This is a genomic window from Pseudomonas paraeruginosa PA7, from assembly GCF_000017205.1.
Taxonomy (GTDB): domain Bacteria; phylum Pseudomonadota; class Gammaproteobacteria; order Pseudomonadales; family Pseudomonadaceae; genus Pseudomonas; species Pseudomonas paraeruginosa.
The window spans coordinates 3816365-3837309 of sequence record NC_009656.1 but is presented as its reverse complement, the minus strand read 5'-3'; the positions used below and the strand labels follow the sequence as shown (position 1 = coordinate 3837309).

General features: G+C 63.5%; 17 protein-coding genes. 15 read left to right on the top strand and 2 right to left on the bottom strand.

What is annotated here, in order from left to right; genetic code table 11:
• Genes PSPA7_RS17585 through PSPA7_RS17560 form a run of 6 tightly spaced genes read left to right on the top strand, consistent with a single transcriptional unit; the run spans window position 1 to window position 4910 of the window.
• Window positions 1-321 (top strand): hypothetical protein, encoded by a 321-nt coding sequence (locus PSPA7_RS17585; RefSeq protein WP_012076303.1) that lies wholly within the window; start codon window positions 1-3, stop codon window positions 319-321.
• Window positions 318-1703, top strand: coding sequence for a P-type conjugative transfer protein TrbL (gene trbL / locus PSPA7_RS17580; RefSeq protein ID WP_012076302.1), 1386 nt, complete (start codon window positions 318-320; stop codon window positions 1701-1703). Before PSPA7_RS17585 ends, trbL begins: the two co-directional genes overlap by 4 nt.
• Window positions 1704-1715: 12 nt before the next feature.
• Window positions 1716-2420, top strand: a complete 705-nt coding sequence (gene trbF, locus PSPA7_RS17575; protein ID WP_012076301.1) for a conjugal transfer protein TrbF — start codon at window positions 1716-1718, stop codon at window positions 2418-2420.
• Window positions 2417-3409 (top strand): P-type conjugative transfer protein TrbG, encoded by a 993-nt coding sequence (gene trbG, locus PSPA7_RS17570; protein ID WP_012076300.1) that lies wholly within the window; start codon window positions 2417-2419, stop codon window positions 3407-3409. Before trbF ends, trbG begins: the two co-directional genes overlap by 4 nt.
• Before the next feature lie 2 nt (window positions 3410-3411).
• Window positions 3412-4689, top strand: coding sequence for a TraB/TrbI/VirB10 family type IV secretion system protein (locus PSPA7_RS17565; RefSeq protein ID WP_012076299.1), 1278 nt, complete (start codon window positions 3412-3414; stop codon window positions 4687-4689).
• Window positions 4686-4910, top strand: coding sequence for a DUF2274 domain-containing protein (locus tag PSPA7_RS17560; RefSeq protein ID WP_012076298.1), 225 nt, complete (start codon window positions 4686-4688; stop codon window positions 4908-4910). Before PSPA7_RS17565 ends, PSPA7_RS17560 begins: the two co-directional genes overlap by 4 nt.
• Window positions 4911-5191: 281 nt before the next feature.
• On the opposite strand, the gene PSPA7_RS17555 is transcribed toward PSPA7_RS17560, so the two are convergent.
• Together PSPA7_RS17555 and gltA are read right to left on the bottom strand one after the other, a co-directional pair.
• On the bottom strand, window positions 5192-7222 hold the full coding sequence (locus tag PSPA7_RS17555; RefSeq protein WP_012076297.1) for a DEAD/DEAH box helicase: 2031 nt from the start codon (window positions 7220-7222) through the stop codon (window positions 5192-5194).
• 586 nt (window positions 7223-7808) lie between these two features.
• Window positions 7809-9095, bottom strand: coding sequence for a citrate synthase (gene gltA / locus PSPA7_RS17550; protein WP_012076296.1), 1287 nt, complete (start codon window positions 9093-9095; stop codon window positions 7809-7811).
• Between the two features lie 348 nt (window positions 9096-9443).
• On the opposite strand from gltA, the gene sdhC reads away from it, so the two are divergent.
• The 9 genes from sdhC (at window position 9444) to sucD (ending at window position 20936) form a co-directional block, all read left to right on the top strand.
• On the top strand, window positions 9444-9830 hold the full coding sequence (gene sdhC / locus PSPA7_RS17545; protein WP_003154629.1) for a succinate dehydrogenase, cytochrome b556 subunit: 387 nt from the start codon (window positions 9444-9446) through the stop codon (window positions 9828-9830).
• Window positions 9824-10192, top strand: a complete 369-nt coding sequence (gene sdhD / locus PSPA7_RS17540) for a succinate dehydrogenase, hydrophobic membrane anchor protein (protein ID WP_024915987.1) — start codon at window positions 9824-9826, stop codon at window positions 10190-10192. The genes sdhC and sdhD overlap by 7 nt, the downstream gene beginning before the upstream one ends.
• Before the next feature lie 3 nt (window positions 10193-10195).
• On the top strand, window positions 10196-11968 hold the full coding sequence (sdhA, locus tag PSPA7_RS17535) for a succinate dehydrogenase flavoprotein subunit (protein WP_003087407.1): 1773 nt from the start codon (window positions 10196-10198) through the stop codon (window positions 11966-11968).
• Between the two features lie 11 nt (window positions 11969-11979).
• The gene (locus tag PSPA7_RS17530) at window positions 11980-12687 is read left to right on the top strand and encodes a succinate dehydrogenase iron-sulfur subunit (RefSeq protein WP_003154624.1); all 708 of its coding nucleotides are present in this window, start codon (window positions 11980-11982) and stop codon (window positions 12685-12687) included.
• 256 nt (window positions 12688-12943) lie between these two features.
• On the top strand, window positions 12944-15775 hold the full coding sequence (locus PSPA7_RS17525; RefSeq protein WP_033998642.1) for a 2-oxoglutarate dehydrogenase E1 component: 2832 nt from the start codon (window positions 12944-12946) through the stop codon (window positions 15773-15775).
• A 42-nt stretch (window positions 15776-15817) separates the two neighbouring features.
• A complete protein-coding gene (gene odhB / locus PSPA7_RS17520; protein ID WP_012076293.1) occupies window positions 15818-17050 on the top strand; it encodes a 2-oxoglutarate dehydrogenase complex dihydrolipoyllysine-residue succinyltransferase in 1233 nt (410 codons plus the stop codon).
• A gap of 68 nt (window positions 17051-17118) precedes the next feature.
• Window positions 17119-18555 (top strand): dihydrolipoyl dehydrogenase, encoded by a 1437-nt coding sequence (gene lpdA / locus PSPA7_RS17515; protein ID WP_003087422.1) that lies wholly within the window; start codon window positions 17119-17121, stop codon window positions 18553-18555.
• Window positions 18556-18882: 327 nt separating this feature from the next.
• Window positions 18883-20049, top strand: coding sequence for an ADP-forming succinate--CoA ligase subunit beta (gene sucC, locus PSPA7_RS17510; protein WP_003149379.1), 1167 nt, complete (start codon window positions 18883-18885; stop codon window positions 20047-20049).
• Window positions 20049-20936, top strand: coding sequence for a succinate--CoA ligase subunit alpha (gene sucD / locus PSPA7_RS17505; RefSeq protein ID WP_003087428.1), 888 nt, complete (start codon window positions 20049-20051; stop codon window positions 20934-20936). Before sucC ends, sucD begins: the two co-directional genes overlap by 1 nt.
• Window positions 20937-20945 lie beyond the last annotated feature (9 nt).

The window sequence follows — 20945 nt, the reverse complement described above, 5'->3', positions numbered from 1 at the left end:
ATGCGATGCGTCCTCGTCCTGTGTGTCGCGCTGCTGGCCGCTTGCGGCGAGCAGCCGGCCGACCACCTTGCCGATGCCCTGGCCGCCGATCCCGTGCGGCTGAAGGCATTGCGCGCGCAATGCGCGGCCGACCGGCAGGCCACGGGCGAGGACGCTTGCCGCGCCGCCGCCGAAGCCTTCCGGCGGCGCTTCTTCTCCGGCGAGGCCGGGCCGGATGAATACCAGACGCTGGCCGACCTGCCGCCGATCCCGCCGAGCTTCGAGGAACCGGCCGATGGCATGGCGCCGGCCGTTCCCGCCGAACCGGAGGACACGCCATGAATGACGTGACCATCATCGACCAATTCCTCAACACCTTTGCCGCTTATATCGAATCGGGTTTCGGGCTGCTGCGGGGCGAAGTGGCCTTCCTCACTGCCACGCTGATCGTCATCGACATGACGATCGCCGGTCTGTATTGGGCCATGAGTCATGCCACCGGCCAGGGCGAGGACGTGATCGCCAAGCTGCTGCGCAAGGTGCTCTACGTCGGTGCCTTCGCCTACATCATCAATAACTTCAACTGGCTGGCCAGCATCGTGTTCCGCTCGTTTGCGGGATTGGGCATCACCGCCACCGGCTCGGCCATCACGATGGAGAACTTCTTGCAGCCGGGCCGGCTGGCGAAAACCGGCATCGACTCCGGGGCGCCGATTCTGGAGCAGATCGGCGAGATGGCGGGCTTTCCCGAAGTGTTCGTGAACCTCGACCCCATCGTGGTGATGTTCCTCGCATGGCTGGTCGTGGTCTTGTGCTTCTTCGCCCTGGCGATCCAACTGTTCATCACGCTGATCGAGTTCAAGCTGACCACGCTCGCCGGATTCGTGCTGGTGCCATTCGCGCTCTGGAACAAGACCGCGTTCCTCGCCGAAAAGGTTTTGGGCAACGTGGTGGCCTCCGGCGTCAAGGTTCTGGTGCTGGCCGTGATCGTCGGTATCGGCTCGGGCTTGTTCGCTCAGTTCCAAGTCCATCCCGCCGAGCCGTCTATCGACCACGCGCTGGTCATCATGCTGGCCTCGCTCACCTTGCTGGCGCTCGGGATCTTCGGCCCCGGCATCGCCACGGGCCTCGTCTCCGGTGCGCCGCAGCTCGGCGCTGGCGCAATGGCCGGTGCTGCTGTCGGCGCTGCCGGCACGGCCGTCGCCATCGGCGCCGCCGCGACGGGCGTGGGTGGCGCCGTGGCTGCTGGTGCGCGCATGGCCCCGGCTGCCGCCAAGCTGGCCGGTAGCGGTGCGCGCGCCGCCACGTCGGCGGCCAGCAGTGCGAAGTCGGCGTTCCAGGCCGGTTCCGCCGCCGCTGGCGGCGGCGCAAAGGGTGCGATGGCGGGCCTGGGCAACGTCGCCAAGACCGGCGCGCAGGCAGCCGGGCGAGGCGCTGCATCCCGCGCTTCCGCTGCCGGGCAACGCATGGCCGCTCCCTTCCGCGCTGGCTGGAATGGCACTGCTGCCGATGGCGGCGCGGGGGCGGCATCCGGTCAGGGTGCCGCAGGCGAGGCCGCATCCGGCGCCGCTACGGCGCAGACACAGGAACAGCCCGCTTGGGCCAAGCGCCTGCATCGCCGCCAGCAACTCACCCACGCCGCGACCACCACCGCCCACGCACTGCGCGGTGGCGATGGCGGCGGCTCCGGCCAGGGGCCGAGCCTGCGCGATTCCGATTCATAAGGAGAACTGACCATGCGATTCAAGAAACCGCAGGTGCGCTACGCCGACACGCCGCAGCCTGCCACGCCGTACCAAGCTGCCGGCCAGGTGTGGGACGAGCGCATCGGCTCGCCGCGCGTCCAGGCGAAGAACTGGCGCCTGATGGCCTTCGGCTGCCTGACGCTCGCGCTGCTGATGGCCGGTGGCCTGGTGTGGCGCTCGGCGCAATCCATCGTGACGCCCTACGTCGTGGAGGTGGACAACGCGGGCCAGGTACGCGCCGTGGGCGAAGCCGCCACGCCATACCGGCCCAACGATGCGCAGACCGCGCACCACATCGCGCGCTTCGTGACGCTGGTGCGCTCGCTGTCCATCGACCCCATCGTCGTCCGCCAGAACTGGCTGGACGCCTACGACTACACGACCGACAAGGGCGCGGCCGTGCTCAACGACTACGCACGGGTCAACGACCCGTTCGCGCGCATCGGCAAGGAGTCGGTGACGGTGCAGATCACCAGCGTCGTGCGCGCCAGCGACACGTCTTTCAACGTGCGCTGGACGGAACGCCGCTACGTCAACGGCGCCGCGGCGGGCTTGGAGCGGTGGACGGCCGTGGTGTCCATCGTGCTCCAGCCGCCGCGCACCGAAGAACGCCTGCGCCAGAACCCCCTGGGCATCTACGTCAACGGCCTGTCATGGAGCCGCGAACTGGATTCTTCCGAAGGAGCCAAGCCATGAATGATCTTTTCCGTAAATCCGCCTTGCCGGTGATCTTGCTTGCCCTGGCGGGCTGCGCCACGCAGGGCAAGCCACCGCCGACCATCTCGCTCGATGAGCCGGTGCAGGCCCAGCCGCTACCCGAGCCACCCGCGCCGGTGGAGGTGGTGGCGGTGCCCGAGGTGCTGCCGATGCCGGCGCAGTTGAAGCCATTGCCCGAAGCCGAGGACGCCAAGCCCACGCCGGAGCCAGCCGACGAGAAGGTGCGCATCTCACGGGCCAATGCCGAGGCGCGCGTCGCACCCACGCGCGAGGGATACGTCAACGCGATTCAGGTGTGGCCGTTCACCGATGGCGCGCTCTACCAAGTCTATGCAGCCGTGGGCCGCGTGACCGTGATTTCGCTCCAGCCGGGCGAGGAGCTGGTGACGGTGGCCGCTGGTGATACCGTGCGCTGGATCGTGGGCGATACGTCGAGCGGCAGCGGCGCCGACCTGCGCGTCAATGTGCTGGTCAAGCCGATCCGATCGGGCCTCAAGACCAATCTCGTCATCACCACCAACCGCAGGACGTACCTGCTGGAGTTGGCTTCGACGGAAAAGACGTGGATGGCGTCGGTGTCCTGGGAGTACCCGCGCGACCGGATGCTGGCCTTGCAGCGCCAGGCGCAGGCGGCCAGCGCCGCCGCGCCGGTCGATACCGGGCTGTCGCTGGAGAACCTGCGCTTCCGCTACGCGATCAGCGGCAGCAGTCCGCCGTGGAAGCCGCTGCGCGCGTTCGACGACGGCGAGAAGGTCTATATCCAGTTCCCGCCGGGCATCGCCCAAGGCGAGCTGCCGCCGCTGTTCGTCATCGGCGCGCAGGGTGATGGGCAACTGGTGAACTACCGTTTCCGCTCGCCGTATTTCATCGTCGATCGGCTGTTCGGCGCCGCCGAGCTGCGGCTGGGTGGCGACAAGGGCGACGTGGTGCGGATCGAGCGCACGGACGGCGTTGCGCGGAGGAACTGACCATGAGCCAGGACGACACTCCCGACCTTGCCGCGCCTTCGGCGGGCAAGGTCGCGCCCGAGGCGGTGGTGCTGCGCGCCCAGCCGCGTCCGGTCACGCGCCTGAACCGGCGCACGCTGGCCATCCTCGTCGGCGGCCTGTCGGTCGCCGTGCTTGGGGCCACGATCTGGTCGCTGCAACCGCAGCGGCGCGGCGCCAACGAGCAGACCGAGCTTTACAACGTCGATCGCGTCTCAAAGTCCGAAGGGCTGGATGGCCTGCCGGCCGACTACTCGAAGCTGCCACCCCCTTTGCCGACATCCGTGCCCGAGCTGGGGCCGCCGCTGCCGGGTGATCTCGGCCCGGCCATCGTGAACTCGCAGCAGCCGGCCGTCGCCGCCTACGCGGCCCCTGACCACGACCCCAACGACGCCTTGCGCAAAGAGGCAGAAGCCGCTGCGGCCTCGTCGGTGTTCTTCCGCTCGGGCGGCCAGGGCCAGGCTGCTGCCACGGTAGCGCAGGCAGCGCCGGGTGGTGCAAATGCGCTCGCAGCCTTTGACGCGCTCGCCGCCGGACCCGCCTCGACTGCGGCCCAGCCTGCCGACCCAACCGCCGTGCAGAACCGACAAGACCAGAAAGAGGCATTCCTGAAAGCCGGTTCTACGGAAACCCGCAATTCCGGCAACCTGGCGCTGCCGGCGTCGCCGTACCAAGTCATGGCCGGAACGGTGGTCGCCGGCGCGCTGGTGACGGGCATCAAGTCGGACCTGCCGGGCGACGTGATCGCCACGGTGACGGAGCCGGTCTATGACACGGCCACGGGCAAGTTCCTGCTGATCCCGCAGGGGTCGCGCATCCTCGGGCGCTACAACAGTCAGGTCAGCTACGGGCAGAGCCGCGTTCAAGTCGTCTGGAACCGCATCATCCTGCCCGACACATCCTCGCTGACGCTCGATAACTTGGCCGGCACCGACCCGGCCGGCTACGCCGGCCTGGAGGATGGCGTCGATTGGCATTGGGATCGCATCTTTGCCGGCGCGGCGCTGACCACGCTGCTGGGCATCGGTGCCGAGCTGGCCGCGCCGGAGAACCGGCAGGACGGCGATCACGTCATCATCGCCGGCCGCGACAGCTTGCAGGACAGCGTGAACCAAGTCGGCCAGGAGATGACCCGGCGCAATCTCAACATCCAGCCCACCTTGACCGAGCGGCCGGGCCTGCCGGTTCGCATCATCGTCAATCGGGATCTTGTGCTGCGGCCCTACCAGCCGCTGTTCTTCAACCGAGGGACTTCACGATGAGCACGACCAAGAAGTTGCGGTTGGGGCCGCTGCCCAAGACCGAAAGCATCAAGCTGACCTTTGCCTGCCCGGCCAGCCTGAAAGCCGACCTCGACCGCTATGCACAGCTCCATGCGCAAACCTATGGCGAAGCGGTCGATGCAGCGACGCTGATCCCGCACATGCTGGAAGCCTTCATGGCAGGGGACCGAGGGTTCAGGCGGGTGGGAAGGTCGATTTGACCCCTGAAAATACGACATTCAATGCGGGAGCAGCAGATAAATGTCCCGCTTAAAGCTTCCTGATCTCAGCCAAGTCCTCCTCTGTTTTGCGCAGAATGAGCTGGAAGCATTCGTCGCATACACGTCGGTCGGTTGAATACGCCTGCCCAAGTTTTGGGATTTCAATGCAGTTCGATCCCATAACCAGATCGCCGTGACAGCGGTAGCATTGGCTAAGCCGTTTAACGGTCGCCCGCTTGGGGCGGCCGTTGGTTCCTCCAATCAGAGAAGGCGTCGGCCCTCTAGGACTCGATTTTTTCATACACAGCCTTCGCCTTGTGCACGCGCCGCACGAGCACCTGCAACAGGTCATCCAGATTATCGAGAACGGAGCGGAATTCTTCAGTTGTCGCCTGCTGCCTTTCTTTTCCCAGGCGCTTTTCCATCTCTTTGTTCACCATCATCAGCGCGCAGATGTAGTTATTTCTTCCGGTGAGCTTCAAGGTCTTGTATTTGTAGACCATTTCGTTGCCGGTCTGCTTGAGTTCAACATGGTTTAGCAGCACGTTTGCCAAGCGCTTGGCCTGCTCCTGCATCCGTTTCCTGGCTTCTTCCCACTCCCGCTGGGGCTGAACCATGAAAGGTGCAGTGGGCGAGTTCTTGCGCACGGGAGATTGCTGTGCGAGTCGAACCATCTCCTCAGCCTTGCTGTCGTCGAGGCCGAGGAGCTTTAGACGCTCGCGGAGATCTGCAACGATCTGCGTGTCCTCAACCGACGTGAAGTCCTCTTCCCACAAAGAATCGACGACCTCACCATGAACGACAACCTGATCACCCGCGCGGAGCCGCGTGGTACCGTCGAGCACCGCCTGCGGCACCTCAGGTTCATCGCCACCAATAACCTTGTCCCAGAATGCCTGGTCATCGTTCTCGAATTGCTTGAATTCCTTCAAGCGCGCATCAAGGTTCATGCCCAAGTGAGTGACTATATGGCCGATGTTGTCAGGGTGCCCCGGATCGTTCTGGACCACGACTCGCATGATGCGCCCGACAAATTGGATGTAGGGGGCTAGCGATCGAAACGGGCGGAAAATCGCCGCTACGCTCAATTTCGGATGGTCGAACCCCTCGCCCAGCATCTGCACCTGGATGATGCAGTCGAGCGAGCCGTTGCGCAGCGCGGCAAGAATGGCCGCCTGCTCATCCTCCGTCTGTTTGCTATGGATAACATCGGCATTGAAGCCGCGTTCTTGGTACAGCGAACGAATCTCCCGCGCGTGGTTGATGGAGCATGCGACTGCGATCAACTGGTGCTGCGTTCCGCTTTGACGGAGTTCCTCAAGCTTCTGCAAGCTGCTGTCGACGATGTGCTTGTTGCACAGCCTGGCAAGCGCAACACCGCGGCTGAACCATTCCTCCTCCTTCAGCTTCAGAACTTCTTCCAATGTGTACGTCTTTCCGCCAGCATCGGAGAAGCCGAGTTCAATGGTCGAGGGGGCGACGTAGCTCGCCTTAAGGCGCTTGATATAACCTTTCAGAGTGGCGTTCCTGAATGGGTACCGGAACACCAGTTCGCCATCGAGTTCCTGGCGATCGCTTCGGAATGGAGTTGCCGTCAGAAGCACGACCTTGGCCTTCGGGAAACGCTCGATGACTTTCTGCCAACTGGCAGCAGCACTGTGGTGAGCTTCATCGACGATGATCATGTCGAAAAAGTCATCAGGGAACTGGGTCAGCCATTTGTCCACGTTGGTCGCAAGTTGGTGGACGTTCGTAATAACGATATGGGACTTCGCCGCGATCGAGAGGTTGCCGCTGTCAAGCGTACAGGCGAGTGGTCCAGACAGCATCTGGTCAGTGCTTAGTACGCCGGATTTCCGCCAGAAGCATTTCTGACGGTTGGTGATGTCCATCGCCTCGTAGAGACCATCCTTGATGGTTAGGTTTGGCGCGATGACGATGACCCTGCCTTCCGAAATTCCGAACGGAAGCAAGGATGCCAAGCCGGTCTTACCGCACCCGACGGGAATCTGGAGGATTGCCTTGTTCTTTCCTGCGCGGAAGAACTCGTAGGTGCGCAAGTAACCCTCGCGTTGCGGGTCGCGAAGATGGTCGTTCCCGTCGATCTTGAAATCAGCGTCGAGAAAAAACGACTGAAGAGGGCGAGCGGTGCGCACCCATTGGTCGAGCCCGCTCTTCTCGAAGATCCATTTTTTGCCGATCTTCCGCGCCGGAATCCGGCCCTCGCGCGCCATCGCATACAGCGCCGTTTTGCCCATTCCCAGGTAGGTCGCGGTCTCCTCAAGGGAGAGCCAGCCATCAGATTCTGTCATGTTATTCACCATTTGATGCCAAACGATACCAAACGACAGATAGAGTGTCAATGTTGCTGCCAACCGACCCGCCAAGCCTTCGCCAGGAGTGGCCCACGTACTCAGAGGTTCGGTACTGGGACGCTGATCCCGTACATGCTCGAAGCCTTCATTGCAGGAGGCAGTAGAAAGAGGCAGTAGACGGGGTGGTGAGCAAGGCCGTGGCATCGAAGCCGGCTGACGATGCTCAATCCAGCCGGCGGTCATCCCCTCAAACGCGCAGCCCGACGCTGGGCGTTCGTCGTTCTGGAGGATGGCGACAGAGTGGGCTATGATCGTGCTGCATACCTGCCGTCTGCTGGCGATCGTCCCCGATGCAGCACGACTTGGCCCTCTACCGTGACGCTCCCATGTGGCTCCTAGTCCACACAGCCGCAGCCTCAAAAAGCGACACGAAGTAGAGCTAACTCCCTGTCTCGTTTAGGCTTTCGGCCTCTTGGCGATTTTCGCCAAGAGCTTGACACAGGCCCTTTTTTGTGCCCGTCGGAGGCTTTCTCCGGGGCAATGAAAAGGCTGCCGAAGCAGCCTTTTTCGTCGGGGGCCGGGTTCAGCCACGATCCTTGAGGGCGGTGAAGTCGCGCTGGGTCTGGCCAGTGTAGAGCTGGCGCGGACGGCCGATCTTGTAGGGGCCGGAGAGCATTTCCTGCCAGTGCGAGATCCAGCCGACGGTGCGCGCCAGGGCGAAGATCACGGTGAACATGCTGGTCGGGATGCCGATTGCCTTGAGGATGATTCCCGAATAGAAGTCGACGTTCGGGTACAGGTTGCGTTCCACGAAGTAGGGGTCGTGGCGGGCGATTTCTTCCAGCTTCATCGCCAGTTCCAGCTGCGGGTCGTTGATGCCCAGCTCCTGGAGGACTTCGTCGCAGGTCTGCTTCATGACCTTGGCGCGCGGGTCGAAGTTCTTGTAGACGCGGTGGCCGAAGCCCATGAGCTTGAACGGATCGTTCTTGTCCTTGGCCTTGTCGACGAATTTCTCGATGTTGGAGACATCGCCGATCTCGTCGAGCATGCGCAGTACCGCTTCGTTCGCCCCACCGTGGGCCGGGCCCCAGAGGGCGGCGATGCCGGAGGCGATGCAGGCGAACGGGTTGGCGCCGGAGGAACCGGCCAGGCGCACCGTGGAAGTGGAGGCGTTCTGCTCGTGGTCGGCATGGAGGATGAAGATGCGGTCCATGGCCTTGGCCAGCACCGGGCTGATCGGCTTGGTCTCGCAAGGGGTGTTGAACATCATGTGGAGGAAGTTTTCCGCGTAGTTCAGGTCGTTACGCGGATACATCATCGGCTCGCCCTTGGAGTACTTGTAGACCATGGCGGCGATGGTCGGCATCTTGGCGATCAGGCGATGCGCGGAGACTTCCCGATGCTTCGGGTTATTGATGTCCAGGGAGTCGTGGTAGAAGGCGGAGAGGGCGCCGATCACGCCGCACATCACGGCCATCGGGTGGGCGTCGCGGCGGAAGCCGTTGAAGAAGGTCTTCAGTTGCTCGTGAACCATGGTGTGGTTCTTGATGGTGCCGACGAACTGTTCCTTCTGCGCGGCGGTGGGCAGTTCGCCGTTCAGCAGCAGGTAGCAGGTTTCCAGGTAGTCGGACTTCTCGGCCAGTTGCTCGATGGGGTAGCCGCGATGGAGGAGGACGCCTTTGTCGCCGTCGATATAGGTGATCTTCGACTCGCAGGAGGCGGTCGACATGAAGCCAGGATCGAAGGTGAAGTGGCCCGTGGCGGTGAGGCCCCGTACATCCACTACATCGGGACCCATGGTACCGGATAGGACGGGCAGTTCGACGGGGGCTGAGCCCTCGATGATCAACTGCGCTTTTTTGTCAGCCATGATGGCCTCCTATTTATGCTTGAAATCATCAGTACCCCCCACGCAGGGCCCGCACCACTATAGAGGGATAAATTCGAAAGTCAATTTGCGCGAATCCATGCCGTAGAGCCTTTCGTTGCGGGGTTTTCGCAGAAAAAGGGGGCTATTTACGCCTTTTATAAAAGGCCCGCAATCAACCATTTGGCGATGGGTGTTTTCGTTGTCATTAGTAGCCTAACTGTCTATACTCGGCGTCCGACCGCAAGGGGTATTCCTGGCCCGCTTTCATAGACGGTCGCCACTCCCTGGTGATGGGTACCTGACAAGTGCACTTCCCGACAACTAGCCCTGTTCGTTAGGGCTCTCAGTGTGAAAAAAGCCGTGAATAGCAAACGACCTGTAAACCTAGACCTAAGGACCATCAAACTCCCTGTCACCGCTTACACGTCCATTCTCCACCGTATCTCTGGCGTCATCCTGTTCCTCGGTATTGCCGTGCTGCTGTTCGCGCTCGACAAGTCGCTGAGGTCGGAAGAAGGCTTCGAGCAGGTGAAGGCGTGCCTGACCAGTCCTCTGGCCAAGCTGGTGATCTGGGGCCTGCTGTCTGCGCTGCTGTACCACCTGGTGGCCGGTATTCGCCACCTGGTCATGGACGCTGGCGTCGGTGAGACGCTGGAAGGCGGTAAGCGTGGCTCCAAAATCGTCATCGCCATCGCGGTGGTGCTGATCGTTCTGGCGGGGGTATGGGTATGGTAACTAACGTCACAAACTTCTCGCGCTCGGGCCTCTACGACTGGATGGCACAGCGCGTTTCCGCGGTCGTTCTCGCGGCTTATGTCATTTTCCTGCTGGGCTACCTCATTGCTCACCCGAACATTTCCTACGCGGACTGGCACGGCCTGTTCTCGCAGGGCTGGATGCGCATCTTCAGCCTGTTGACCCTGGTTGCCCTGAGCGTCCATGCGTGGGTCGGTATGTGGACCATCTCCACCGACTACCTGACTCCGATGGCTCTCGGCAAGGCGGCGACAGTCGTGCGTTTCCTCTTCCAGGCGGTCTGCGGCATGGCGATGTTCGCATTCTTCGTCTGGGGTGTGCAGATTCTTTGGGGTATGTGATCCATGGCTAGCATTCGTACACTTTCCTTTGACGCCATCATCGTCGGTGGCGGTGGCGCCGGCATGCGCGCCGCGCTGCAACTGGCCCAGGGTGGCCACAAGACCGCCGTGGTGACCAAGGTCTTCCCGACCCGTTCCCACACCGTATCCGCACAGGGCGGCATCACCTGCGCCATCGCCTCGGCCGACCCGAACGACGATTGGCGCTGGCACATGTACGACACCGTCAAGGGCTCCGACTACATCGGTGACCAGGACGCGATCGAATACATGTGCTCCGTCGGCCCCGAGGCCGTGTTCGAACTCGAGCACATGGGCCTGCCGTTCTCCCGTACCGAAACCGGCCGCATCTACCAGCGTCCGTTCGGCGGCCAATCCAAGGACTTCGGCAAGGGTGGCCAGGCCGCCCGTACCTGCGCCGCCGCCGACCGTACCGGTCACGCGCTGCTGCACACCCTGTACCAGGCCAACCTGAAGAACGGCACCTCGTTCCTCAACGAGTGGTACGCGGTCGACCTGGTGAAGAACCAGGACGGCGCGGTGGTCGGCATCATCGCCATCTGCATCGAGACCGGCGAGACCGTCTACATCCGTTCCAAGGCCGTGGTCCTGGCCACCGGCGGCGCCGGCCGCATCTACGCCTCTACCACCAACGCCCTGATCAACACCGGTGACGGCGTGGGCATGGCCCTGCGCGCCGGTGTGCCGGTGCAGGACATCGAGATGTGGCAGTTCCACCCGACCGGCATCGCCGGCGCCGGTGTGCTGGTCACCGAGGGCTGCCGCGGCGAGGGTGGCTACCTGATCAACGCCCATGGCGAGCGCTTCATGGAGCGCTACGCGCCGAACGCGAAGGACCTGGCCGGTCGCGACGTGGTCGCCCGCTCCATGGTCAAGGAAGTCCTGGCCGGCAACGGCGTGGGCCCGAACAAGGACCACGTGCTGCTGAAGCTCGACCACCTCGGCGAGGAAGTCCTGCACAGCCGCCTGCCCGGCATCTGCGAACTGTCCAAGACCTTCGCCCACGTCGACCCGGTCGTCGCGCCGATCCCGGTGATCCCGACCTGCCACTACATGATGGGCGGCGTTGCCACCAACATCCATGGCCAGGCCATCACCCAGGACGCCAACGGCAACGACCAGATCGTCGAAGGCCTGTTCGCCGTGGGCGAAGTGGCCTGCGTATCGGTGCACGGCGCCAACCGCCTGGGCGGCAACTCGCTGCTCGACCTGGTGGTGTTCGGCCGTGCCGCCGGTCTGCACCTGGAGAAAGCGCTGAAAGAGGGCATCGACGCCCGTGGCGCCTCCGAGAGCGACCTGGAGGCCTCCTTCAAGCGCCTGAACGGCGTGAACGAGCGCACCAGCGGCGAAGAAGTCGCTCCGCTCAAGCGCGAGCTGCAAAGCTGCATGCAGAACTACTTCGGTGTGTTCCGCACCGGCGAGTACATGCAGAAGGGCATTGCCCAGCTGGCCGACCTGCGCGAGCGTATCGCCAACGTCAAGATCAACGACAAGAGCCAGGCATTCAACACCGCGCGCATCGAAGCGCTGGAACTGCAAAACCTCCTCGAGGTGGCCGAGGCCACCGCGATCGCGGCCGAGCACCGCAAGGAGTCCCGTGGCGCCCACGCCCGTGAAGACTTCGAGGAGCGCGACGACGAGAACTGGCTGTGCCACACCCTGTACTTCCCGGGTGAGAAGCGCGTATCCAAGCGTTCCGTCAACTTCGCGCCGAAGACCGTTCCGGCATTCGAACCCAAGGTTCGGACTTACTAAGGGTGCCCGCCATGTTGCAAGTGAGTGTTTACCGTTACAACCCCGACAAAGATGCTGCGCCGTACATGCAGGATTTCCAGGTCGACACCAACGGCAAGGACGTGATGGTCCTCGACGTGCTGGCGCTGATCAAGGAACAGGACGAGGGCTTCTCCTACCGTCGCTCCTGCCGTGAAGGCGTCTGCGGCTCCGATGGCATGAACATCAACGGCAAGAACGGCCTGGCCTGCATCACCCCGCTGTCGGCCGCCGGCCTGAAGGGCGGCAAGCTGGTGATCCGTCCGCTGCCCGGCCTGCCGGTGATCCGTGACCTGGTCGTGGACATGAGCATCTTCTACAAGCAATACGAGAAGGTGAAGCCGTTCCTGCAGAACGACACCCCGGCTCCGGCCATCGAGCGTCTGCAGTCCCCGGAAGAGCGCGAGAAACTGGACGGTCTGTACGAGTGCATCCTGTGCGCCTGCTGCTCGACCTCCTGCCCGTCCTTCTGGTGGAACCCCGACAAGTTCCTCGGCCCGGCCGCGCTGCTGCAAGCCTATCGTTTCCTGGCCGACAGCCGTGATACCAAGACCGAGGAACGTCTGGCTTCGCTGGACGACCCGTTCAGTGTGTTCCGCTGCCGCGGAATCATGAACTGCGTGAACGTTTGCCCGAAGGGTCTGAACCCGACCAAGGCGATCGGCCACGTGCGTAATATGCTGCTGCAGAGCGGAACCTGATCCCCTCGCAGTTGTTATATGAGTTGTACCTAGCGACACCTGTGGCGCCGGAGTTCTTCCGGCGTCGCAGCAACTAAGCGGGCCAAGCTCACAAAGCCATGGCCCAGATTTGAAAAATATGACCAGCAGGGGCATCCGGGCTGGTACCCGGACTATCTGCGGGATCTGTAGTGGCCATACCGATGTCGCTGCCTGAGGACTTCGGAGCCTTCAAGGTTTCGCCAGGTGGTTGTCCCCTTACCGAGGGTGACCTAGCATGCACGAAAGCGTAATGCAGCGGATGTGGAACAGTGCCCATCTATCCGGTGGTAACGCTGCCTACGTCGAAGAGCTCTACGAGCTCTACCTGCACGACCCTAACGCTGTGCCAGAAGAGTGGCGCACGTATTTCCAGAAGCTTCCCGCCGATGGCAATCCCGCCCCCGACGTTTCGCACTCCACGGTGCGCGACCATTTCGTCCTGCTGGCCAAGAACCAGCGCCGTGCCCAGCCGGTTTCCGCCGGCAGCGTGAGCAGCGAGCACGAGAAGAAACAGGTCGAAGTCCTTCGTCTCATTCACGCTTACCGTCTGCGCGGCCACCAGGCCTCCACCCTCGACCCGCTCGGCCTGTGGCAGCGTCCCGCGCCTGCCGACCTGTCGATCGACCACTATGGTCTGACGGGTGCCGACCTGGATACGACTTTCCGCACCGGTGAGCTCTATATCGGCAAGGAAGAAGCGACCCTGCGTGAAATCGTCGACAGCCTGAAGAGCACCTACTGCGGTACCTTCGGCGCCGAGTTCATGCACATCGTCGATTCCGAGCAGCGCAAGTGGTTCCTCCAGCGCCTGGAAAGCGTGCGCGGCCGTCCCGGCTTCTCCGCCGAGGCGCGAGCGCACCTGCTCGAGCGCCTGACCGCCGCCGAGGGCCTGGAGAAGTACCTGGGCACCAAGTACCCGGGCACCAAGCGTTTCGGCCTGGAAGGCGGCGAGAGCCTGATCCCGATGGTCGACGAGATCATCCAGCGCTGCGGTTCCTACGGCGCCAAGGAAATCGTCATTGGCATGGCCCACCGCGGCCGCCTGAACGTCCTGGTCAACACCCTGGGCAAGAACCCGCGCGACCTGTTCGACGAGTTCGAAGGCAAGAAGATCGTCGAGCTCGGCTCCGGTGACGTGAAATACCACCAGGGCTTCTCCTCGAACGTGATGACCAGCGGTGGCGAAGTCCACCTGGCGCTGGCGTTCAACCCGTCCCACCTGGAGATCGTTTCCCCGGTGGTCGAGGGTTCCGTTCGCGCTCGCCAGGATCGCCGCAAGGACGGTTCCGGCGACAAGGTCGTGCCGATTTCCATCCACGGCGATGCCGCCTTCGCGGGGCAGGGCGTGGTCATGGAAACCTTCCAGATGTCGCAGACCCGCGCCTACAAGACCGGTGGCACCATCCACCTGGTGATCAACAACCAGGTCGGTTTCACCACCAGCCGCCAGGACGATGCGCGCTCCACCGAGTACGCCACCGACGTGGCGAAGATGATTCAGGCGCCGATCTTCCACGTCAACGGCGACGATCCGGAAGCCGTGCTGTTCGTCACCCAGCTGGCCGTCGACTACCGCATGCAGTTCAAGCGCGACGTGGTCATCGACCTGGTCTGCTACCGTCGTCGTGGCCACAACGAGGCCGACGAGCCGAGCGGTACCCAGCCGCTGATGTACCAGCAGATCGCCAAGCAGCGCACCACCCGCGAGCTGTACGCCGACACCCTGGTGAACGCCGGCGTGCTCAGCGCCGAGCAGGTCCAGTCGAAGATCGACGACTACCGCGACGCCCTGGACAACGGCCTGCACGTGGTGAAGAGCCTGGTCAAGGAGCCCAACAAGGAACTGTTCGTCGACTGGCGTCCGTACCTGGGTCACGCCTGGACCGCGCGTCACGATACCCGTTTCGACCTGAAGACCCTGCAGGAACTGTCCAGCAAGATGCTGGAAGTGCCGGAAGGCTTCGTCGTCCAGCGCCAGGTTTCGAAGATCTACGAGGATCGCCAGAAGATGGCGGCCGGTGGCCTGCCGATCAACTGGGGCTTCGCCGAGACCCTGGCCTACGCGACCCTGCTGTTCGAAGGCCATCCGGTGCGGATGACCGGCCAGGACGTCGGCCGTGGCACCTTCTCGCACCGTCACGCGGTGCTGCACAACCAGAAGGACGACTCGGTCTACGTACCGCTGGCCAACCTGTTCGACGGCCAGCCGCGCCTGGATATCTACGATTCCTTCCTTTCGGAAGAGGCCGTGCTGGCGTTCGAATACGGTTTCGCCACCACCACGCCGAACTCGCTGGTGATCTGGGAAGCCCAGTTCGGCGACTTCGCCAACGGCGCCCAGGTGGTCATCGACCAGTTCATCACCAGTGGCGAAAGCAAGTGGGGCCGACTCTGCGGCCTGACCATGCTGCTGCCGCACGGCTATGAAGGGCAGGGCCCGGAGCACTCCTCCGCGCGTCTGGAGCGCTACCTGCAGCTCTGCGCCGAGCAGAACGTCCAGGTCTGCGTGCCGACCACCCCGGCCCAGGTCTACCACATGCTCCGCCGCCAGGTGATCCGCCCGCTGCGCAAGCCGCTGATCGTGATGACGCCGAAGTCCCTGCTGCGTCACAAGCTCGCCATCTCGACCCTGGAAGATCTGGCCAACGGTTCCTTCCAGACCGTGATCCCGGAAATCGACAGCCTGGATCCGAAGAAGGTCGACCGCGTCGTGCTGTGCAGCGGCAAGGTGTACTACGACCTGCTGGAGAAGCGCCGTGCGGAAGGCCGCGAAGACACCGCGATCGTCCGTATCGAGCAGCTGTATCCGTTCCCGGAAGACGACCTGGCGGAGGTTCTGGCTCCCTACAAGAACCTCAAGCACATCGTCTGGTGCCAGGAAGAGCCGATGAACCAGGGTGCCTGGTTCTGCAGCCAGCATCACATGCGCCGTGTCATCGCCGCGCACAAGAAGGGTCTCAACCTCGAGTACGCCGGTCGCGAAGGCTCCGCTGCTCCGGCTTGCGGCTACGCCTCGATGCACGCCGAGCAGCAGGAAAAACTGCTGCAAGACGCCTTTACTGTTTAACGCCTACGCGCTGAAGAAACCGAATTTAAGGAAACGCACATAATGGCTATCGAAATCAAAGCCCCAACCTTCCCGGAATCGGTCGCCGACGGCACCGTCGCCACCTGGCACAAGAAGCCGGGCGAAGCGGTCAAGCGTGACGAACTGATCGTCGACATCGAGACCGACAAGGTCGTCATCGAGGTTCTCGCCGAGGCTGATGGCGTGCTGGCCGAGATCATCAAGAACGAAGGCGACACCGTTCTGAGCAACGAGCTGCTCGGCAAGCTGAACGAAGGCGGTGCCGCCGCTCCGGCCGCTCCGGCTGCCGCTGCGCCCGCCGCCGCTCCGGTTGCCCAGGCCGCTGCCGCTCCGGCTGCCGCTGGCGGCGACGATGCCATCCTGTCCCCGGCCGCGCGCAAGCTGGCCGAGGAAGCCGGCATCGACCCGAACAGCATCGCCGGCACCGGCAAGGGCGGTCGCGTGACCAAGGAAGACGTGGTCGCCGCCGTCGAAGCGAAGAAGAACGCCCCGGCCGCTCCGGCCAAGCCTGCCGCTCCGGCCGCCGAGGCGCCGATCTTCGCCGCTGGCGATCGTGTCGAGAAGCGCGTGCCGATGACCCGCCTGCGCGCCAAGGTCGCCGAGCGCCTGGTCGAGGCGCAGTCCGCCATGGCCATGCTGACCACCTTCAACGAGGTCAACATGAAGCCGATCATGGACCTGCGTTCGAAGTACAAGGACCTCTTCGAGAAGAAGCACAACGGTGTTCGCCTGGGCTTCATGTCCTTCTTCGTCAAGGCCGCCACCGAGGCGCTGAAGCGCTTCCCGGGGGTCAACGCCTCCATCGACGGCAACGACATCGTCTACCACGGCTACCAGGACATCGGCGTTGCCGTTTCCAGTGATCGTGGCCTGGTGGTCCCGGTCCTGCGTAACGCCGAGTTCATGAGCCTGGCCGAAATCGAAGGCGGCATCGCCAACTTCGGCAAGAAGGCGAAGGAAGGCAAGCTGACCATCGAGGACATGACCGGCGGTACCTTCACCATCTCCAATGGTGGCGTGTTCGGTTCCCTGCTCTCGACCCCGATCGTCAACCCGCCGCAGACCGCCATCCTCGGCATGCACAAGATCCAGGAGCGCCCGATGGCCGTGAACGGCCAGGTGGTGATCCTGCCGATGATGTACCTGGCGCTGTCCTACGACCACCGTCTGATCGACGGCAAGGAAGCGGTGAGCTTCCTGGTGGCCATCAAGGACCTGCTGGAAGATCCGGCTCGCCTGCTGCTGGACGTCTGATTTAGCGTTTCTCTTCACGGCGGCCCCCTCGTGGGGCCGTCCGGTTTCACCCGAATAAGGATTGAGATATGAGCCAGAAATTCGACGTGGTAGTGATTGGTGCCGGCCCCGGCGGCTACGTTGCCGCCATCCGCGCTGCCCAGTTGGGCCTGAAGACCGCCTGCATCGAGAAGTACATCGGCAAGGAAGGCAAGGTGGCGCTCGGCGGCACCTGCCTGAACGTTGGCTGCATCCCGTCCAAGGCGCTGCTGGACAGCTCCTACAAGTACCACGAGGCCAAAGAGGCCTTCAAAGTCCATGGCATCGAAGCCAAGGGCGTCACCATCGACGTTCCGGCGATGGTTGCGCGCAAGGCCAACATCGTCAAGAACCTGACCGGCGGCATCGCCACCCTGTTCAAGGCCAACGGCGTGACTTCCTTCGAAGGCCACGGCAAGCTGCTGGCCAACAAGCAGGTGGAAGTGACCGGCCTGGACGGCAAGACCCAGGTCCTGGAAGCCGAGAACGTGATCATCGCCTCCGGCTCCCGTCCGGTGGAGATCCCGCCGGCCCCGCTGACCGACGACATCATCGTCGACTCCACCGGCGCCCTGGAATTCCAGGCCGTGCCGAAGAAGCTGGGCGTGATCGGCGCCGGCGTCATCGGTCTGGAGCTGGGTTCGGTATGGGCCCGCCTGGGTGCCGAGGTGACCGTCCTGGAAGCGCTGGACAAGTTCCTCCCGGCCGCCGACGAGCAGATCGCCAAGGAAGCCCTGAAGGTCCTGACCAAGCAAGGCCTGAACATCCGTCTGGGCGCCCGCGTGACCGCTTCGGAAGTGAAGAAGAAGCAGGTCACCGTGACCTTCACCGACGCCAACGGCGAGCAGAAGGAAACCTTCGACAAACTGATCGTCGCGGTCGGCCGTCGCCCGGTGACCACCGACCTGCTGGCCGCCGACAGCGGCGTGACCCTCGACGAGCGTGGCTTCATCTACGTCGACGACCACTGCAAGACCAGCGTTCCGGGCGTCTTCGCCATCGGTGACGTGGTTCGCGGCGCGATGCTCGCGCACAAGGCCTCGGAAGAGGGCGTGATGGTCGCCGAGCGCATCGCCGGCCACAAGGCGCAGATGAACTACGACCTGATTCCGTCGGTCATCTACACCCACCCGGAAATCGCCTGGGTCGGCAAGACCGAGCAGACCCTCAAGGCCGAGGGCGTCGAAGTCAACGTCGGCACCTTCCCGTTCGCCGCCAGCGGTCGTGCGATGGCTGCCAACGACACCACCGGCCTGGTCAAGGTCATCGCCGATGCGAAGACCGACCGCGTGCTGGGCGTCCACGTGATCGGCCCGAGCGCCGCCGAACTGGTGCAGCAGGGCGCGATCGGCATGGAGTTCGGCACCAGCGCCGAGGACCTGGGCATGATGGTCTTCTCCCACCCGACCCTGTCCGAAGCCCTGCACGAAGCCGCCCTGGCGGTGAATGGCCACGCCATCCACATCGCCAACCGCAAGAAGCGCTGAGTGAACCGACGCCCCGGTTCACGCCAGGGGCGTCACAACGACGCGGGACGCGTCGTCCGTCAGGCCAGGACAGGTTCCTGGCCTTGTCGGGTCCGGGTTCTGTAGAATCCACGGTTTGCCGCCTGCGTCGGGATGACGCAGCGGCAGACTTTCAGAAGAACCACGGTGGGTGAGCGCCGGCGACCGTTGCGAGGTGGCCGCGGGCGCATACCGCCGGACTGTTTTTTCGCGAGCCGGGCGGTTCGCGAAGTGACGGTCACAGGTGGTGGGGCGCCACGAGCGCTCCACCGAAATGCGCAATACCTAGACGAATAACGGTAGACAAGCATGAATCTCCACGAATATCAGGGTAAGCAGCTGTTCGCTGAATACGGCCTGCCTGTATCCAAGGGCTTTGCCGTAGACACCCCCGAAGAGGCCGCAGAAGCCTGCGACAAGATCGGCGGCGGCGAGTGGGTCGTCAAAGCTCAGGTGCACGCCGGTGGCCGCGGTAAAGCGGGCGGTGTGAAGCTGGTGAAGAGCAAAGAGGACGCCAAGGCGTTCGCCCAGCAGTGGCTGGGCAAGAACCTGGTGACCTACCAGACCGACGCCAACGGCCAGCCGGTCAGCAAGATCCTGGTGGAGTCCTGCACCGACATCGACAAGGAGCTGTATCTCGGCGCCGTCGTCGATCGTTCCAGCCGCCGCATCGTGTTCATGGCTTCCACCGAGGGTGGCGTGGACATCGAGAAGGTCGCCCACGACACTCCCGAGAAGATCCTCAAGGCCACCATCGACCCGCTGGTCGGCGCGCAGCCGTACCAGGGCCGCGAGCTGGCCTTCCAACTGGGCCTGAAGGGCGACCAGATCAAGCAGTTCACCCATATCTTCGTCGGCCTGGCGAAGCTGTTCCAGGACTACGACCTGGCCCTGCTGGAAGTGAACCCGCTGGTGATCAAGAAGGACGGCAACCTGCACTGCCTGGACGCCAAGATCAACATCGACAGCAACGCCCTGTACCGCCAGCCGAAGCTGCGCGCCATGCACGACCCGTCCCAGGACGACGCCCGTGAAGCCCATGCGCAGAAGTGGGAGCTGAACTACGTCGCGCTGGAAGGCAACATCGGCTGCATGGTCAACGGCGCCGGCCTGGCCATGGGTACCATGGACATCGTCAACCTGCACGGCGGCAAGCCGGCCAACTTCCTCGACGTTGGCGGCGGTGCGACCAAGGAGCGCGTCACCGAAGCGTTCAAGATCATCCTGTCCGACAGCAACGTGAAGGCCGTTCTGGTGAACATCTTCGGCGGCATCGTGCGTTGCGACATGATCGCCGAAGGCATCATCGGCGCCGTCAAAGAAGTCGGCGTGAAGGTTCCGGTCGTCGTCCGCCTGGAAGGCAACAACGCTGAACTGGGTGCCAAGGTCCTGGCCGAGAGCGGCCTGAACATCATCGCGGCAACCAGCCTGACCGACGCTGCCCAGCAAGTCGTCAAGGCCGCGGAGGGTAAGTAATGAGCGTCCTGATCAACAAAGACACCAAAGTCATCTGCCAAGGCTTCACCGGTAGCCAGGGCACCTTCCACTCCGAGCAGGCCATCGCCTACGGCACCAAGATGGTCGGCGGCGTGACCCCCGGCAAGGGCGGCACCACCCACCTCGGCCTGCCGGTGTTCAACACCGTCAAGGAAGCCGTGGAAGCCACTGGCGCCGAAGCCTCGGTCATCTACGTTCCGGCTCCGTTCTGCAAGGACTCGATCCTGGAAGCGGCGTTCGGCGGCATCAAGCTGATCGTCTGCATCACCGAAGGCATCCCGACCCTCGACATGCTGGACGCCAAGGTCAAGTGCGACGAGCTGGGCGTACGCCTGATCGGCCCGAACTGCCCGGGCGTGATCACTCCCGGCGAGTGCAAGATCGGCATCATGCCGGGTCACATCCACCTGCCGGGCAAGGTCGGCATCGTGTCGCGTTCCGGCACCCTGACCTACGAAGCCGTGAAGCAGACCACCGACGCCGGCTTCGGCCAGTCCACCTGCGTGGGCATCGGCGGCGACCCGATCCCGGGCTCCAACTTCATCGACATCCTGAAGCTGTTCCAGGAAGACCCGCAGACCGAAGCCATCGTCATGATCGGCGAGATCGGCGGCTCCGCTGAAGAAGAGGCCGCGGCCTTCATCAAGGCCAACGTGACCAAGCCGGTGGTCTCCTACATCGCTGGCGTGACCGCCCCTCCGGGCAAGCGCATGGGCCACGCCGGCGCCATCATCTCCGGTGGCAAGGGCACCGCGGACGAGAAGTTCGCCGCCCTGCAGGACGCCGGGGTGAAGACCGTGCGTTCCCTGGCCGACATCGGCAAGGCCCTGGCCGAGCTGACCGGTTGGGAAGTGAAGAAGGCCTGATTTCCCGGG